This is a genomic window from Pseudomonas sp. Pdm06 (genome assembly GCF_014851795.1).
In the GTDB taxonomy this organism is placed as follows: domain Bacteria; phylum Pseudomonadota; class Gammaproteobacteria; order Pseudomonadales; family Pseudomonadaceae; genus Aquipseudomonas; species Aquipseudomonas fluorescens_AA.
On sequence record NZ_JACVAH010000005.1, the window covers coordinates 203,200 to 220,032 of the forward strand.

The following is a 16,833-nucleotide window of genomic DNA, read 5'->3' on the forward strand; positions in this document are numbered from 1 at the left end:
TCAATGAATCTGACTGAACCCCGCGAGCTGGCCCCCTTGCTTGAAGCTTTCCTGTTGGCCTCGGGAAAGCCGCAATCGATGGAGCGCCTGTTCGAACTCTTCGAAGAAGGCGAGCGACCCGAGCCGGCCGTGTTCAAGAAAGCCCTGACGCTGTTGGGCAAGTCCTGCGAAGGACGGGCTTTCGAACTCAAGGAAGTGGCGTCCGGTTATCGTCTGCAGATCCGTGAGAAGTTCGCGCCCTGGGTCGGACGCCTGTGGGAAGAGCGGCCGCAGCGTTACTCCCGCGCCATGCTCGAGACCATGGCGTTGATCGCCTATCGCCAACCGATCACCCGGGGCGAGATCGAGGATGTACGGGGCGTGGCGGTCAACAGCCATATCGTCAAGACGTTGCTGGAGCGCGAGTGGATCCGCGTCGTCGGCTATCGCGATGTGCCGGGCAAACCCGCGATGTTCGCCACCACCAAGGCCTTTCTCGATCACTTCAACCTGAAGAACCTGGATGACCTGCCGCCCCTGGCCGAACTGCGGGAGCTGGAACCCGAACCGATGCTGGAGTTCGACGACGCCCCGGTACCCCAAGGCCTGCAGGAACTGGCGGATGCCAGCGCCGAGCCTGAGGAGCCGAAGGAAGAGACCAGTTTCCATTCGTTGTTGCTGGAGCTGGACACCATGGAGGAGGGCTTGAAGACTGATTTCGACGACCTGCTGCGTGAGGGGCCTGGTCCTGGAGATGAGTCGGATGAGCCACCCGAGGCCGACCACGAAGTTGAACGTCAGGCCGAGCCTGAACCCGAAGAAGACATCCTCGGCGTTGCCGAAGCCCGGGAAAAACTGCTGGCCGCTGTCGCCGCCCTCGAACCGCGCGAGCCCGAGCCTGAATTGAGCGACGAAGAAGCCGAAGCCCGTGCCCTGGCTGAAGCGATCGAGAACGAACGGCGCCAGTTCGACGATTGATCCAACTTGTGCGCAGACCTGTGTGACACACCACCGTCCCCTGTGGGAGCGGGCTTGCCCGCGAAGGCGGTGGGTCAATAACATTGATTGGCCTGACACTCCCTCTTCGAGTTCAAGCCCGCTCCCACAGGAGGGTAATGCGGTGCATCATGAACTCCACCAGGAGCCTGCATTGCGCCACCGGTCGGCGGAAAAAGCGCTGAGCCTGGGTTGATCAGCTAGTCTCAGATGCGCAATCGCCTCAACAGGCGTATGATTCGCGACCCTTTGGCGATCCCTTCGTCCAAGACCCGTTTTCAAAGCGTCAGGCCAAGCCTGACCCGACCACACCGGGAGGTGCCCAGAATGAAAGACCAAGACCAGAACGACAGCCAGGAAATCGGCCCAGCAGGCGAGAAGCTGCAAAAAGTCCTCGCCCGTATCGGCGTCGGTTCGCGCCGTGACGTGGAAGCCTGGATCACCCAGGGCCGGATCAAGGTCAATGGCAAAGATGCCACCTTGGGCCTGCGTGTCGACATGCACGACGCCATTACCATCGATGGCAAAGTCATCAAGCGCGAAGAGGCCGCCGAAACGGTGCGCCGCGTGATCATGTACAACAAACCCGACGGCGAGATCTGCACCCGTGACGACCCGGAAGGCCGTCCGACCGTGTTCGACAAGATGCCGCGTCCGAAAGAAGGCCGCTGGATCAACATCGGTCGCCTGGACATCAACACCACCGGTTTGCTGATGTTCACCACCGACGGTGAGCTGGCCAACCGTTTGATGCACCCGTCCTACGAGATGGACCGCGAATACGCCGTGCGTGTGCGTGGCGAAGTCGACGATGAGATGATCGAGCGCCTCAAGGCCGGCGTGGTGCTGGAAGACGGCCCGGCGCGTTTCACCGACATCAAGCAGGCGCCCGGCGGTGAAGGCTTCAACCACTGGTATCACTGCGTGGTGATGGAAGGCCGTAACCGTGAAGTACGGCGTTTGTGGGAATCCCAGGGGCTGGTGGTCAGCCGCCTCAAGCGCGTGCGTTTCGGCCCGGTGTTCCTCAACTCCGACCTGCCGATGGGCCGCTGGCGCGAAATGAGCCAGTACGAAGTCGACATCCTGGCCGCCGAAGTGGGTCTCAAGCCGGTGGCGATGCCGCAGATGACCGCCAAGAGCAAGGACAAGCTGGAGCGGATGCAGCGTAAATCCTCGCGCCCGATGGGCAAGACCGAGCGCGTGCGTACGCTGCGTCCGGCTGCTGAAGGGGTGGCGACCGGTCCGCGTCCTTCCCGCGAGCCGCAGATCGAAGGTGAACGCCCGGCCCGCAAGCCTGCGCCTCGTCAGGACGGTGAGCGTGGCCCACGGGCGCCGCGTCCGGCCAATGGTCGGACCGAGCGCGGTGAAGGTCGCGGTGCTCCGGCGGGTCGCGGTACGCCCGTCGCCGATCGCCCGGCCGACACCAAGCGTCCGGCCAAGCCGGCGCCGAAAAAACGCCCGGGTATCGTCCTGGCCGACCGCGACGCGCCATCGGGCAAGCGCCGTGGTGCACCGGCGGGTTCGGGACAGCGTCCGGGGTTTGGGCGTCGTAAGCCGGAGTGATCGGCAGCCGCACATGAAAAACGCCAACTTTCGAGTTGGCTTTTTTTTGCCTGGCTTTCATTGATGCGGTGCCGGTGAGTCGCTATCGCGAGCAAGGGGCTTCAGCGAATGGAAGATTTACATTCAACGTCGTCCCACTGTGGGAGCGAGCTTGCTCGCGATGGCGGCATCAGCCTTGTAGAAATCCCGACCTAAAGCACAAACCGTCCATCAAACATCGGCTCGTTATCCAGCGCCAATACGCCGCTCTCGAAAATCAGATCCAGGTGATGGCTGCCCTTGGCCCCACCGCCGAGCCCCAGGTGCAAGCCGCAGTGGCGCTCCTCGAAACCGGCATTGCGGGCGTATAGGCTCTTGACCCCTTCGTTGGTGCCGATCCCCAATTCCTCGATGCGGCGATTGGAGGGGTTGGCGTCCAGGTATTTGTTGAAGTCGTGCTCCAGGCCAGGTACATCGGTGGCGATTTTCTGGATGGTGGAGTCTTCGATCCACAGCTCCAGCGGCGATTGCAACACGCCGTATTTACGTGCGAACGGGATGGTGCTCAGGAATGTGCCGACGAAATTCACCCGGCCATTGATGGTGTCGCTGTGGGTGGCGATTTCGCCGGGGGCCAGGTCGTAGTTGCCGACCCCGTTGATGTCGGTCCATTTCTTCACGCCGCCCAGGGCGGTGTCGAAATATGAACCGTGGTCATCCTGAAAACTCAGGGTCGTCGCCTGGGACATGCGCCGGATCAGGTGACTGTTGAGCCCGGCAATGCGCTGGGGAATCACGCTGAAGGTGTCGTAGAAATAATTGCCATAGTCCTTGAACAGCAGCGATTTCCTCCAGTTGTCGGCCATCACGCCTTGCAGCGCACGGACAAAGTCCGGGCCGTCGGGACGTGGGTTGGGCAGGGTGGAAGAGTCGTAGAAGAAAATATACAGATCGCTGTCGGCAATGGCCTTGGACAGACGCTCCGTGGGCTCGAGGTCCAGGCGCATGGCGCTGAACCGGAAGGGCGAGCCGCTGCCCGCCTGTTCGGCAATGGCGCCGGTCAGCGCTTCGTAGTCAGCGGTATGACCGAGCAACACCTTGGCGGGCTGAATGCCAGCCAGGGCGGGATGGTGTTCGAGATAGTAAAGGAAATGTGAGATGGCTCGTTGTGTGTCCATGCTTATTCTTCCCTGACAAGTTCATTTAACTTCCCTGACAACCGGCAAAAAGTGGCGGAGTCGACCGGCCGGATCGCCTCCGCCGGGCGGTGCCTACAGAGGCCACATCGCCGTGCCGAACGGAACCACGGCGTCGGCTTGCATCATTTCTACGGCGGCTTCATGGGTCGGGGCTTCAAACCATTCGTCCAGTTGCAGTTCGGTTTCCAAGTCTTTGTCCAGTGCTTGCATAGTGAATCTCCTAGATGACTTTTACGGAAATCAGCGGACCGATTCGGCGAGTGGAAACAGGCCGGCGACGGTACCGCAGAACTTGTCGGCACGATGCCTTGGCAAGTCGCTGAAAACCTAGTCGAGGGTTTTTTGGATTGCAAAAAAATAATTTTATTTTTTTCGTTTGAACTTTTTGTTCCATTTTCAACGACAACATTACTCATTCAAAAACAGCCGCCTGGGTGTTTTTTTAAATAGGTAGCTACCTACCGTCAATTTGCAGTCAGCCTACGGAATTTTCCTACTTGGAAAGTTTGCGTGACGGGTTGTAAAGAAATACTGACGAAAAAGGCCCGCCGAGAGGGGCCGAAACGTCGTTTCCCCGAAGCGTAAGAAAAAACTTCCGTAAGCCCCGCCCTGCAGGGTTTTCCAAGGCTCTGGCTCGCTTGTTTCGAATCGATGGGCAGGGTGAGATGCGCCCCATGCCTGTCGTGCAGGTGAATAACAAGAAGGAGGCGCAATGAACGCCGCAGCTCCAGTGCATTTCTCCCGTCGTGGCGTTTTTAGCGCTACACCCTTCAGGGGCTCGCAAGGGCCTGGACACTTTTTTGCAGCCGCCCGGCACGTTCGAGGTGGACCCATGCAATCCCGGCAAACGACACGCTGATCCGGTGGTGTCTGGCAGCAGGGGGTCAGCGGTGTACAATGCGCCGCGTTTTACTGTGACCCTTCGCGTACCCACGCACTTTCAAGGTTATCCACCTTGTTCACTCCGCCACGCCACAAGCGTGTCGGGTTCGATTTCGTCACAGATAAAAACAAACAGGTGACGCATGACCGTTGTAAAAACGCTGAATTCCTGGTGCCTGCGCTGGGGTTTGATCGGCGCTGCTTGAGATCCGATTCGAGCGGCAACGTCTAACGAACATCATCAAACCTTGCGTGAGACCCTTTTCATGAGTGGACAAAACTCGCATTCGGGCGAGCTGAAACGCGGCCTGAAAAATCGACACATTCAACTGATCGCCCTCGGTGGCGCGATCGGCACCGGCCTGTTCCTCGGCTCTGCGGGGGTGCTGAAATCAGCCGGCCCGTCGATGATCCTCGGCTACGCCATCTGCGGTTTCATCGCCTTCATGATCATGCGCCAGTTGGGCGAAATGATCGTCGAAGAGCCCGTCGCCGGGTCCTTCAGCCACTTTGCCCACAAGTACTGGGGCGGTTTCGCCGGGTTCCTGTCGGGTTGGAACTGCTGGATTCTCTACATCCTGGTGGGCATGTCCGAGCTGACCGCGGTCGGCAAGTACATCCATTACTGGGCCCCGGACATTCCGACCTGGGTGTCGGCGGCGGCGTTTTTCATCCTGATCAATGCGATCAACCTGGCCAATGTCAAAGTCTTCGGCGAGGCCGAGTTCTGGTTCGCGATCATCAAGGTCGTGGCGATTGTCGGCATGATTGCCTTGGGCAGCTATTTGCTGGTCAGCGGTCATGGTGGCCCGCAGGCGTCGGTGACCAACCTGTGGTCCCATGGTGGGTTCTTCCCCAACGGCGTGAGCGGCCTGGTGATGGCCATGGCGATCATCATGTTCTCCTTCGGTGGCCTGGAAATGCTCGGTTTCACCGCCGCTGAGGCCGACAAACCGAAAACAGTGATCCCCAAGGCCATCAACCAGGTGATCTACCGGATTCTGATTTTCTACATCGGCGCGCTCGTGGTGCTGTTGTCCCTGACGCCTTGGGACAGCCTGCTGGCCACCCTTAACGCTTCCGGCGATGCCTACAGCGGCAGCCCGTTCGTGCAGGTGTTCTCGATGCTGGGTAGCAACACCGCTGCGCATATCCTCAATTTCGTGGTGCTGACCGCCGCGTTGTCGGTGTACAACAGCGGCACCTACTGCAACAGCCGCATGTTGCTGGGCATGGCCGAGCAGGGCGATGCGCCCAAGGCCTTGTCCAAGATCGACAAGCGCGGCGTGCCGGTACGTTCGATCCTCGCGTCGGCGGCGGTCACGCTGGTGGCGGTGCTGTTGAATTACCTGGTCCCGCAGCATGCGTTGGAGTTGTTGATGTCGCTGGTGGTCGCGACCCTGGTGATCAACTGGGCGATGATCAGCTACTCGCACTTCAAGTTCCGCCAGCATATGAACCAGACCCACCAGACGCCACTGTTCAAGGCGCTGTGGTATCCGTACGGCAACTACATCTGCCTGGCGTTCGTGGTGTTCATCCTGGGCGTGATGTTGCTGATTCCCGGCATCCAGATCTCGGTCTACGCGATTCCGGTGTGGGTGGTGTTTATGTGGGTGTGCTACGTGATCAAGAACAAGCGCAGTGCCCGCCAGGAATTGGCTGTGGCGGCTGCCAAGTAAACACGAAGCCCTGTGGGAGCGAGCTTGCTCGCGATGGCGGTGGGTCAGCAATATCAAGGGTGACTGACACACTGCAATCGCGAGCAAGCTCGCTCCCACAGGAGTTAGGCGTCGCCCTGGGGTATTCTGTGGGTCCTGATAGCGGACCCTTTTCCCATGCTGGCGATTTCCAACACTGTGCATATCCCGGACGCCGAGATCGAGCTGACGGCCATCCGCGCCCAGGGGGCCGGGGGGCAGAACGTCAACAAGGTCTCCAGCGCCGTGCATTTGCGCTTCGACATTCCGGCCTCGTCGCTACCCGAGTTCTACAAGGAGCGGTTGCTGGCCCTGCGCGACAGTCGCATTACCAGCGACGGTGTGCTGATCATCAAGGCCCAGCAATACCGCACGCAGGAACAGAACCGGGCCGACGCGCTGGAGCGCTTGTCCGAACTGATCCTCAGCGCCACCAAGGTCGAAAAGAAGCGCCGCCCGACCAAGCCGACCCTGGGTTCGAAAAAGCGTCGCCTGGAATCCAAGACCAAGCGCGGCTCGATCAAGGCCGGGCGCGGCAAGGTGGATTTCTAGTCCTTCTCCCGCGCTTCACGGTAGCGGGGCGCCTGCCGGTACAGGTAGACGCTCAGTGCCAACCCACCCAGGGCTGCCAGGGCGGCGAACAGAAAGATCGAAGCAAAGCCGAAGCCCGCGGCAATCGCACCGGCCAGTGGCCCGGTGATCCCCAACGACAAATCAATGAACAGCGAATAGGCGCCCACCGCCGCCCCACGACTGGAGGCCGGCACCAAGTTGACCGCTTCCACGCCCAGCGCAGGAAACACCAGGGAAAAGCCGAAACCGCTCAACGCCGCGCCCGCCAGGGCCCAGTGGGCATCCGGTGCGAGCCACAACAGCAACAGGCCGAGGGTCTCCACCGACAGGCAGGCAATCGCTACGCGAAAGCCGCCCAGACGGTTGATCAGGTTGCCGAACAACAGGCGCGCGCCGATGAAGCTGGCGCCGAACAGGCTCAGGCACAGCACGGCGTTGTCCCAGTGCTGCGTGGCGTAGTACAGGGTGATGAAGGTCGCGATCGTGCCAAACCCGATGGAGCCCAGGGCCAGGCCGCAGCCGTGTGGCAGCACACGTCCCAACACATGCATGAACGGCAGGCGTTCGCCAGCGACGATGGGCGCTGCGGTTTTGCGCCAGGCCAATGCCAGCCCCAGCAAACCCAGCAAGATGATGCTGACGCCCATGCTCCACAGCCCCAACGCATTGACCAGCCATACCCCCAGCGGCGCACCGATCGCCAGCGCGCCGTAACTGGCGATGCCGTTCCAGGAAATCACCTTGGCGGTATTCGCTGCACCGACCCGGCCAATGCCCCAGCCAATCGAACCCGAACCCACCAGGCTTTCGGCACTGCCCAGCACCAGGCGACCGATCAACAGGCTGATCAGGCTGAGTGTCGGCAGGTGGGGCGTCCAGGCCGACACGAGCATGAACACACCGCTCAGCCCGCAGCCGGCGAGGCCGAACATCACCGCGCGCTTGCTTCCCAGGTTGTCGATGATTCGCCCTGCATAAGGGCGACTGAGCAGGGTGGCCAGGTACTGCACGCTGATCACCAGCCCGGCGATCACCGCGCCGAAACCCAGTTCGCCATGGACGAAACCGGGCAGCACGGCCAGGGGAATGCCGATATTCAGGTAGCCGATGAAGGTGAACAGGACAATGGAAACGACTTGCAGCGTGACCGCCAGGGGGCGCTGGGAATCTGACATGGGAAAGAGGTCCACGGAGCAGCAGGATAGATAGGCTGCTTATGATAACGGTGAGCGCGGCGTCCGGGCGTGGAAAAGTAAAACTATTTGCCCAATGGTGGTTCAGGTGTCGTGCTGTCCGCTGACCAGGCGCGTGGTGACCAGCGCGGCGATGGCGTTTTCTTCGCTGCCGAAACGGGCCAGCAGGGCCGCTTGTTTCTCGGCGGGGAGGCGGGTCCAGATCTCGACCATTTTCTCGGCGGTACCGATCAGGACGCTGGCCTGGCTTTCGCTGAAGGGAGGGGTGTCATCGGTCATGGGGGCACTCGGGTTCAGGCAGTGTGGAAAGCGCATCTTAGCGCTTTCCACACGGTCTGGTGGTGCGGGTCAATCAGTCTTCGCTGTCGGCCTGGCGGCGTTCAGTGGCTTCCTTGGGCTCGGGTTGCTGGGCATCAGGTTGCCCCCCGGCTTGTAGCGTGGTCGTCTGCTCAGTGTCGTGCAGGCTTGGGAAGGGGAGATTAGGGATCTCGTGCATATCGCGCTCCTCGCAAAGTCTGTGGATAGATCTGGTAGATCCGCGCTTTTACAAAGCGTGGGCAGGATACCCCAGGAGAAATGACAAAAAGACTTTTAAATCCAGGCGTGCCGACAAAAGGAGTTGTCTGGACAGGTCATGCTCAATAGTCGCGTCGCTTGCGAAACGCCCATCGGCCTGCAATCACGGTAAAGGTTGCCACCAGCGCCACCAGGATCCAGAAGCCCTCGGGATCACCGGCCAGCGGTACGCCGCCGACGTTCATGCCAAAGAAACCGGCAATGATGTTGATGGGCAGCGCCAGGACCGTGACCACTGTCAGGGTGAACAGCGTACGGTTGCTTTGTTCGTTGAGGTTGGCAGCGATCTCTTCCTGCAGCAGCTTGATCCGCTCGCCCAGGGCGGTGAGGTCGTTGATGATCAGGGCAAACTCCTCGGTGGACTTGCGCAGTTCCTTGACGTCTTCCTTCTGCAACCATTGCGGTGGGCGGTTGAGCAAGCGCAGCAACGAGCCTGGCTCCAAGGCCAGCAAGCGTTGCAGACGCACCAGCACGCGACGTTGGGCGCCCAACTCGGAGCGGTTGGTGGACAGTCGCGAAGAGAGCAATTGGTCTTCGATCTGGTCGACGCTGAGACTGGTCTTGCGCACGATCTGAGTCAGCACTTCGCCTTGGTCGCGTAGTAGATGCACGAGCAGTTCCAGCGGTGAGCGAAAGCACTCGCCGGCCTTGACCGATGAGCGCAGCTTGTCGACCGAATGCAAAGGTTGCAGGCGCGCGCTGATGATCAACCGACTGTGCACGCAAACCCACAACGTGGAGACATCCGAGGACACCAGGTTGCTGAGGTTGAACACCACGTCGTTGACCACGGCCAGCAATGCCGAGTCCACATGTTCGATCCGGGTCGAGCGTGAACCTTCGTGCAAGGCTTCGAAAAACTCCTCGGGCAGGGCCAGGTGGCTTTTCATCCAGCGTTCGCAAGCTGCGTGAGCCAGGTTCAGGTGCAGCCAGAGAAACTCATCCGGGTCTTGCGGTTGTTGCAGGCTTCGCAGGGCCTGGGCCGAATCGATCTCCCTGCCACGCTCGCCGGGGCGGAAACGAAAGCCGTAGAGCAGGCCGAACAGGTCAGGATCGCGATGGCTTTGGTCGATGCTGTGGTTCATGAGGGCTCGCTGGCGGGGAGTGCCTGTCGCGGCGACAACAGGTTCACTTGAACGGCATCATTGCAAGCTTTCTTGAAGGTTTTGTGACAGGTATGTAGCGGTGCTGGACCTGTGGAGTTGGTAGCGAATTTTCACATACGCCAAACAAAAAGCCGCGCAACTCGAAAGTTGCGCGGCTCTTTTTTGCCGATGGATCAAGTGTCTTGCTTGTTGCTCAGGACTTTGCCGGTTGTAGCGTCGAAGTCAACGTCAAACTCTTTGCCATCGGCGGTTTTCAGTTCCACTTCATACTCATAACCGTTGAAGTGGTTATCCAAGTCGGTGTCGGTGATGGTGGCACCTGGGTGCAACTTCAGGGCTTCTTCGTTCATCGATTCCAGGGATTTGATCTTGCCTTCCTTGACCAGTTGCGGAACCTGGTCGATTCGAACGTCAGCCTGGGCCAGGCCAGCGGTGAGGGTCAGGGCGGCAGCGGTGAACAGGGCAGTCAACGTTTTCATAAGTTCTTTCCTTGGTGTCATTAAGGGGTGAGTCGTTTAAGTGGGTTCAGATTATCTCTGGCAACTTAATTCACCCTTAATTCGGAAAAATTTGTAAAAACAGGATAAAGCCCATGGGACTAACGCCGCTGATCCATGGGCGTGTTCGGATCAGTAACCGTTCTTCTCCAGCAACTGCGCCACGCTGCCCGGATCGGGACGCTTGAAGTATTTGAGCAGTTCACTGGCCCGGTTGGTGAAGATGCCATCGACGCCGGCGTCCATCACTTTCTTGAAGTCCACCGGCTCATCCACGGTGTAGACATGCACCAGCAAACCCTGGGCATGGGTGTACTGGTTCATCCACGGCTGCACCAGATCCGAGTAACTCTGGCTGCCGCCATGGGTCAAGGCCGCGGACGGACCGGTGCCCACTGCGCCCTGGGCCTTGGCGTACTGGACCCATTTCTCGAATTCCGCCCTGTCCTTGGGTTCCTGCTTGGCATAGTAGACCGCCTTGTCCGTTTCACCGGATTCGGCAAACGGCACCTTGGACTTGGGTTCGATGTTGCCCTCGCCGACCCACAGCAAGAGGATCTTCGGCACCTTCGGCATCTCTTTGTGCAACAGTTCCAGGCTGCTCTTCTCGAAGGTCTGCAAGACGACCTTGCCCTTGCCTTGACCGACCCCGGTGGCGCTTTTTGCGAGCTTGGAGCCGGAGGGGCTCAACCAGCCACGGTCCTGCAATTTGTCCTTGAGGTCACGTTCGATGCCGGGAAACAGCTTCGGCTCCTTGGTTTCGATATACAGCCCCGGTTTGTGCTGTGGGTTGCCTTCGGCAATGTCGATCACTTCATCGAGGGTAAGGATTTTCAGGCCGGCGAACGAAGGACGGGCGCGGTCCGGATAGGCGGTGTTGAACCAGGTGCCGGCATCGAGGGTTTTGAGTTCCGCCATGGTGAACTCGTTGGCGGTGCTGTCCTTGCGTTCGGGAAACTTGGTGGCGACATCCGTGGTGCGCAGCAGGCTGTCGTCATGCAGGACGAACAACACTCCGTCCTTGCTGCGTTGCAGGTCCAGTTCCAGATAGTCGGCACCCAGGTCGCGAGCCAGCTTGTAGGCGGCGGCGGTGGATTCCGGCGCGTCGAACGAGGCACCGCGGTGGGCGATGACCGCCGGATGCGGAATGCCTTGAAGGGTTGCCAGGGCCTTGGGGCTCGGAGCTTCGGAGGCTTGTGTCTGGCCAAAGCCGAGCAACAGGCTCAGCACCAAGGCGCTGCGGGTGAAGGTGACAGGCATGCTCGAGATCCTTTCGTGATTTTCAAAGGCTTCTCTTTTAACAATTGAACGCGTTCGGCGCTATCGCCAAACCGACCTAAACCTGCGCAATGCAATTTTTCCCTCGCCTGAGGCTGCTATGCAGACCGCTTGGCTCAGCGATTTTCGTGTATTAAAAGGGGAGGAGTCCGGCGTCGATCATTCTGAATATTTACAAGAAAATTCTTGTCTCCTCATCGATTCGCTCGCTGAAACAGCGTGTACAGCGTAGTTCCCTGGTTTGTCTGACCTGGCTAAAAAATCGAGCAATATCGCCTAACGGTTCTGGCAGTGCTTCTGTTTTTTTCGACTCTTACTATGCGCGGCAGAGCGAAACAGTTCGCTTGTATTCTCCATGCCAAAGGATCGACATGAGTAATAAAAGAACGTTGTGGATAGCTAAGCTCGGATTTTTATCCTGCATTGCAATCACTGTCCAAGCCCAGGCAAAAACAACTGAAGAGGCCACGCAGGCCTACGAGTATTTGAGTGTCACGGAACTCAATCAGAGATTGACTGCCAACCAGCTGACTTCGGTGGAGCTGGTGAACTATTTGAATAACCGGATCCAGACGCTGGATAAGGAAGGTCCTCACCTCAAGGCTGTTCTCGAACTGAATCCTCAGGCCCTGGCAGATGCAGCGTTACGCGACAGTGAGCGCGCAAGCGGTAACGTTCGAGGTCCGCTGCACGGTATACCGGTATTGATCAAGGACAATATCGACACTGCGGACCAGATGCAGACGTCTGCCGGATCACTGGCGATGGTGGGGATGCCGGCCGCGCAAGACGCCTTCGTCATCCAGCGGCTACGCGACGCTGGCGCCATTATCCTGGGCAAAGCCAACATGAGCGAATGGGCTGGAATGAGGGACCTGAGAGTGCCACAAGGGTGGAGCGGTCGAGGTGGACAAGGGCTCAACCCTCATGTTTTAAGCGCAGGTACCTGTGGCTCCAGCTCTGGCTCGGCGGCTAGTGTGGCTGCGGGTTTTGCGCCCATTTCGGTGGGCACCGAGACCAATGGCTCGATCATCTGCCCATCCGCCGTCAATGGGGTCGTAGGCTTCAAACCCAGCCTTGGATTGCTGAGTCGCTCGGGTGTCGTTCCAATCACCCGGCGGCAGGACACCCCCGGGCCAATAGCACGCAACGTCTATGATGCCGCTTTGCTGCTGTACCAGTTGGCAGGCTCCGATCCAGCTGACCCACTGACCGGCAATGCACCGCAAGGCACCGATTACACCAGCGCTTTATCCACCGAGGCGTTGCAAGGCAAACGCGTCGGGGTGATCCTGGATGAAGGCGAGAAACATCTCGGTGCTTTTCCGCTGTTTCCCGTCGTGAAGAGCGTGAAGCGGTCGCAATGTGATTTGGGTAACGGGATGGTGCACGACCTCAGCCCTCAATATTGCGCGGCGGTAAAAACCCTCAGGGATAATGGCGCTACCCTCGTTCCGGTGACGCTGAGCCTTCCAGACATGAGCAACTACGTTCAAGTATTGGCAGCGGCGATGAAGCTCGAACTGCAGACTTACTTGAGTACTCGTAGTGGGTTGCCAATTACGTCTATTGAAACGTTGATAGATTTCAACGAGCAAAATCCGGTGGAAGGGAACCATGGCCAGGGGATGCTTGAGCAAATCAACGCGCAAACGTTAAGTGAAGAACAAGTAGATGCTCTATGGTTGCCGATACGGGCAAGTTTCAAAAGCCTAATCGACACTCAGTTCCAGAATCACACGCTGGATGTCATGGTGGCCGATTATGACTATGTCTCCCAGCCGAGCGCTGCCATCGCAGGCTACCCGATCATCACCGTACCGTCTGGTGTAGAGCCGGAGGGTGAGCCAACTTCCATATCGTTTATCGGGTCCATGTGGCAAGACGCCGGGGTATTGGGATTTGCCTATGCCTATGAGCAAGCTTCCTTGAAACTGGTCCATCCAACATTCAGACCGTGACGAGGTACTGATCCGATGAGCCGGGAACTGCCCGGCTCATCGAGCTGATTTAATCCAGGTCGAGACGAATACCTCTGTTGCGGTGCTTTTTCAGGCCGGTCTACGGTAATCTTGGCGGCACAGTTTCCCCGCAGAGGGAAACCTTAATTCCAGCATCCGCTTGCCCTGCGTGTAAACCATCGATCAGACGTCCCGAGGGACGCATCCATGAGGTTTACCATGCGTACCACTTCGACATTCATCTGTCAGGCCGCCGACCAGCTCAAGGGTTTTGTCGGCCTGAACCGCAAGACCGGCCAGTACATCGTACGGTTCAGCGAAGACGCCTTCGGCATGGACGTGGCCGACGACGGCATCATTCCCACCAGCGAATTTGTCTGGGCCCCCGCAGCAGACGGCGCCATGGCCCTCAAGCGCGAGCGGATCCAGCTGTTGCTGGACCAGAACATCGACGACCGCATCAACCTCACCGAACCTTTGCGGGTGTACATGGCCCGCAGCGATCTGCCGGAAATCGTGGCGGTGCGGCAGTTGGTGGAAGGCTGAGGCCAGGATCTAGAAACACTGTGGGAGCTCAGCTCCCACAGGGGATTTGTGGTGAAGGCAGATCTGTGAACACCCGAGATTCAGTGTGGGAGCGGGCTTGCTCGCGAAGATGTCGGCACATTCAACATCGCTGCAAGCTGACCCGCCGCTTTCGCGAGCAAGCCCGCTCCCACAGGTTTGTATCCTGGCATCAGGTTTGGCGTTGGAAGGCATAGTCCCGTTCGATCTTGCACACCCTCGTATGGCAATGGGTGTACCAGGTTGAGCGACCGCGCTCACGGATCGCGCGGTGTTCGGGATGCTGCTTCCAGGCCAGGATCGCGGCTTCATTGCTCCAATACGACACAGTAATCCCCAGGCCATCGTCGCCACGGGCCGATTCGACACCTAAAAATCCGCGCTGCTCCCGAGCCAGGGCCAGCATGCGCTCGGCGGCTTCGGCGTAGCCTTGGTCCCCCTCGGTACGCTGGGAGGTGAAAATCACGGCGTAACAGTGGGCGCTCATGGCATTTTCCTTGCGCAGGCTTCGACAAACACGCGGACCAGCGGCGGCACCCGGCCTTCCAGCGCAGCTCGTTCAGGCTGGAACAGCGTGGCGACAAAGAACGGATGGTCCTGCAGCTCCACCGCTCGCAGGTCGCCGGCCGAATCCCGGGCGACGGCGTGCAGGCGCTGGCTCAGCAAGTCTTTTTCAAACTCCGGATTGACCCCGAAGCGGCAATGGTAGCCCTCGAACGCTGTCTGTCGGCCATAGGCCTTGGCGATCAACGAACCCGCCTCGAGTTGAAGGCTGTCGATGGTTTCCACCAGGGCGCAGCTCAGCGGCGTCAACAGCGCCCGTTCAGCCTCGGGAGAAGTTTCACCATGGACGGCGTCGACCCAGCCCATCACGTGACGGGCATATTCCAGCACGGCATGCTGAAAACCACCGCAGGTGCCCAGGAAAGGGCGATGTTGTTCGCGGGCAAAACGAATGGCTTGCAAGGCGCCGGCTTCGTTTTGGTAGGGGCTGCCGGGCACACACCAGACACCGTCGAAACCCTCCAGCACAGCGTTGTCGGTAATGAGCGGCGTTGCCAGCCATTGCAAGTGAAGGGCATGGCCGGTTTGTGCGCCTGCCAGCTCAAGTGCGAGGGGGATCGCCCGGTGAGCGGTGATGTGTGGGTCGTGGTCGCCGACCAGGGCGATGTTTAACGGATGCTGTTTTTCCATGGGAGGCTCGCCGCTTGTTGATTCCTGGTGGCCACTATAGATTGGCGTTCACGCAATCAATATTGGCGTTTACCCAAATGATCAATGCAGCAGCGCACTATCGTCTGGACTATTCCGATCTGTCCCTGATCCTGGCGCTGGTCCGAGGTGGCTCGCTGGCCCGGGCCGCTCGGCTGCTGCAGGTGGACGTGTCCACGGTGTTTCGTTCGGTACGTCGGCTGGAGGCAGCCCTGGGCCAGCCTTTGTTCGAGAAAAGCCGTTCCGGGTACTTGCCCACGAGCCTGGCCCAGGCATTGGCTGGACAAGCCGAGCGCGCCGAGCAGGCCTTGGAGGCGGCACGGGTGGGGGTGGAGCAGGGCGGTGAGGTCATCAGCGGGACGGTGCGCCTGACGTGCAGTGATTCGGTCCTGCAAGCGTTGTTGCTGCCGGCGCTGGCGCGTTTCATGCCTGCTTATCCGGCGTTGAGCCTCGAGTTGAGCACCTCGAATGACTTCGCCAACCTCAGCCGTCGGGATGCCGACATCGCGTTGCGACTGACCCGTACGCCGCCGGAGCATTTGGTTGGTCGCAACCTCGGCAATGTGACGTTCCGGGTATGTGCCGGTGCCACGTACCTGCGCCCGGCGAATGTGGATGACCTGGCCGCCATGACCTGGATCGCGCCGGACGATTTTCTCCCCGATCACCCCACCGTGGCCTGGCGTCGTCAGCATTTACCCGGCGTAGTGCCTGCCTATCGCTGCAACAGCATGCTATCGGTCACCGAACTGGTGCGGGCTGGTTTGGGGGTGGCGGCGTTGCCGGACTTTCTGATCGACGAAAACCAGGGCCTGATGCCAATCGGTGAGCCGTTGCTGGGATATGACACGGCTCTGTGGCTCCTGACCCGCCCGGATTGCCGGGCCTTGCGTTCGGTGGTGACTTTGTTCGATGAGTTGGGGCGCAATCTGCGGTGGCGCTGACTTTTAACGCGCAGGCTGTGCATGACTCAATGGATGACAATCCCCCAACGGTTATAGTGCCTTGAGCACCAGGCCCTGGCAGAGAACATCACGATGACGAAGTCTTCCCAAACCACTCCCTCCGCACCCGTTGACCACTTGCGTTTTCATCGCCCTCACGCCCATCTGGCGCCGACTTTTGGCAATGACCGTTTTGCGCTGAGGGCGGAGGCGTTCGCGCGTTTTTTCGGGACGCCGATGTTCCTCGGTGCGCAGACTTTGATCGTGCTGCTATGGGTCAGCCTGAACCTGACGGGGGTCTTTCACTTCGATGCTTACCCGTTCATCTTGCTGAACCTGGCCTTCAGCCTGCAGTCGGCCTATGCCGCCCCGCTGATTTTGCTGGCGCAAACCCGGCAGGCCGCTCGGGACAAGGCCCTGGCGGAAGCCGATGCGCAACATCGCGAAGCCTTGGCCGTCGCCAACAGCGAGCGCCAGGCTCAGGCCGCGCAGAACACGGCGCAGTTGCTTCAATTGTTGGAGCAGAACACCCGCCTGACGGAAATGACCAAGGCGTTGACCGAGCGTATCGACAGCTTGACCACCGAAATGCACCAGAAGGTTGTGCACAACCCATCGATGCAGTAGCCCT

The 16,833-nt window shown here is 59.5% G+C and carries 18 protein-coding genes; 8 read left to right on the plus strand and 10 right to left on the minus strand.

Annotated elements, in window-relative coordinates:
- Positions 1-3 precede the first annotated feature (3 nt).
- Positions 4-957 (plus strand): SMC-Scp complex subunit ScpB, encoded by a 954-nt coding sequence (scpB, locus tag IB266_RS10935; RefSeq protein ID WP_192261190.1) that lies wholly within the window; start codon positions 4-6, stop codon positions 955-957.
- A 345-nt stretch (positions 958-1,302) separates the two neighbouring features.
- Positions 1,303-2,538 carry a 23S rRNA pseudouridine(2605) synthase RluB gene (gene rluB / locus IB266_RS10940; protein ID WP_192261191.1) on the plus strand — a complete coding sequence of 412 codons (1,236 nt, stop codon included), beginning with the start codon at positions 1,303-1,305 and terminating at the stop codon, positions 2,536-2,538.
- 191 nt (positions 2,539-2,729) lie between these two features.
- Here the strand turns inward: rluB and IB266_RS10945 are convergent, their stop codons facing one another.
- Both IB266_RS10945 and IB266_RS10950 read right to left on the minus strand, forming a co-directional pair.
- Positions 2,730-3,695: a leucyl aminopeptidase gene (locus IB266_RS10945; protein WP_192261192.1), complete on the minus strand. Its 966-nt coding sequence runs from the start codon at positions 3,693-3,695 to the stop codon at positions 2,730-2,732.
- A 93-nt stretch (positions 3,696-3,788) separates the two neighbouring features.
- Positions 3,789-3,926 carry a hypothetical protein gene (locus tag IB266_RS10950; protein ID WP_003178782.1) on the minus strand — a complete coding sequence of 46 codons (138 nt, stop codon included), beginning with the start codon at positions 3,924-3,926 and terminating at the stop codon, positions 3,789-3,791.
- 938 nt (positions 3,927-4,864) lie between these two features.
- On the opposite strand from IB266_RS10950, the gene IB266_RS10955 reads away from it, so the two are divergent.
- Positions 4,865-6,280 carry an amino acid permease gene (locus IB266_RS10955; RefSeq protein ID WP_192261193.1) on the plus strand — a complete coding sequence of 472 codons (1,416 nt, stop codon included), beginning with the start codon at positions 4,865-4,867 and terminating at the stop codon, positions 6,278-6,280.
- 156 nt (positions 6,281-6,436) lie between these two features.
- A complete protein-coding gene (arfB, locus tag IB266_RS10960; RefSeq protein WP_060740976.1) occupies positions 6,437-6,850 on the plus strand; it encodes an alternative ribosome rescue aminoacyl-tRNA hydrolase ArfB in 414 nt (137 codons plus the stop codon).
- Here the strand turns inward: arfB and IB266_RS10965 are convergent.
- The 6 genes from IB266_RS10965 to IB266_RS10990 all read right to left on the minus strand — a co-directional run bounded on the left by IB266_RS10965 (position 6,847) and on the right by IB266_RS10990 (position 11,503).
- The gene (locus tag IB266_RS10965; RefSeq protein WP_060740977.1) at positions 6,847-8,046 is read right to left on the minus strand and encodes an MFS transporter; all 1,200 of its coding nucleotides are present in this window, start codon (positions 8,044-8,046) and stop codon (positions 6,847-6,849) included. The genes arfB and IB266_RS10965 overlap by 4 nt on opposite strands.
- 102 nt (positions 8,047-8,148) lie before the next feature.
- Positions 8,149-8,379 (minus strand): hypothetical protein, encoded by a 231-nt coding sequence (locus IB266_RS10970; protein WP_192261194.1) that lies wholly within the window; start codon positions 8,377-8,379, stop codon positions 8,149-8,151.
- A 37-nt stretch (positions 8,380-8,416) separates the two neighbouring features.
- Positions 8,417-8,560 (minus strand): hypothetical protein, encoded by a 144-nt coding sequence (locus tag IB266_RS10975; RefSeq protein WP_162893862.1) that lies wholly within the window; start codon positions 8,558-8,560, stop codon positions 8,417-8,419.
- A gap of 142 nt (positions 8,561-8,702) precedes the next feature.
- A complete protein-coding gene (locus tag IB266_RS10980) occupies positions 8,703-9,725 on the minus strand; it encodes a transporter (RefSeq protein ID WP_072408633.1) in 1,023 nt (340 codons plus the stop codon).
- Positions 9,726-9,919: 194 nt separating this feature from the next.
- Positions 9,920-10,225: a PepSY domain-containing protein gene (locus IB266_RS10985; protein WP_072408632.1), complete on the minus strand. Its 306-nt coding sequence runs from the start codon at positions 10,223-10,225 to the stop codon at positions 9,920-9,922.
- A 150-nt stretch (positions 10,226-10,375) separates the two neighbouring features.
- Positions 10,376-11,503: a glycerophosphodiester phosphodiesterase gene (locus tag IB266_RS10990; protein ID WP_192261195.1), complete on the minus strand. Its 1,128-nt coding sequence runs from the start codon at positions 11,501-11,503 to the stop codon at positions 10,376-10,378.
- A gap of 389 nt (positions 11,504-11,892) precedes the next feature.
- Between IB266_RS10990 and IB266_RS10995 the strand changes: the two genes are divergently transcribed.
- On the plus strand, positions 11,893-13,482 hold the full coding sequence (locus IB266_RS10995) for an amidase family protein (RefSeq protein WP_192261196.1): 1,590 nt from the start codon (positions 11,893-11,895) through the stop codon (positions 13,480-13,482).
- A gap of 219 nt (positions 13,483-13,701) precedes the next feature.
- A complete protein-coding gene (locus IB266_RS11000) occupies positions 13,702-14,028 on the plus strand; it encodes a DUF2025 family protein (RefSeq protein WP_060740982.1) in 327 nt (108 codons plus the stop codon).
- A gap of 190 nt (positions 14,029-14,218) precedes the next feature.
- Here IB266_RS11000 and IB266_RS11005 read toward each other — a convergent pair whose 3' ends face one another.
- Positions 14,219-14,533 (minus strand): antibiotic biosynthesis monooxygenase family protein, encoded by a 315-nt coding sequence (locus IB266_RS11005; RefSeq protein ID WP_192261197.1) that lies wholly within the window; start codon positions 14,531-14,533, stop codon positions 14,219-14,221.
- On the minus strand, positions 14,530-15,240 hold the full coding sequence (locus tag IB266_RS11010; RefSeq protein ID WP_192261198.1) for a CTP synthase: 711 nt from the start codon (positions 15,238-15,240) through the stop codon (positions 14,530-14,532). The genes IB266_RS11005 and IB266_RS11010 overlap by 4 nt, the downstream gene beginning before the upstream one ends.
- A gap of 14 nt (positions 15,241-15,254) precedes the next feature.
- Here IB266_RS11010 and IB266_RS11015 point away from each other — a divergent pair, with 14 nt between their 5' ends.
- Both IB266_RS11015 and IB266_RS11020 read left to right on the plus strand, forming a co-directional pair.
- Entirely contained in the window at positions 15,255-16,202 is a 948-nt protein-coding gene (locus IB266_RS11015) for a LysR family transcriptional regulator (protein WP_192261199.1), read from the plus strand.
- 93 nt (positions 16,203-16,295) lie between these two features.
- Positions 16,296-16,829, plus strand: coding sequence for a DUF1003 domain-containing protein (locus tag IB266_RS11020; RefSeq protein ID WP_192261200.1), 534 nt, complete (start codon positions 16,296-16,298; stop codon positions 16,827-16,829).
- The last annotated feature ends 4 nt before the right edge of the window (positions 16,830-16,833 follow it).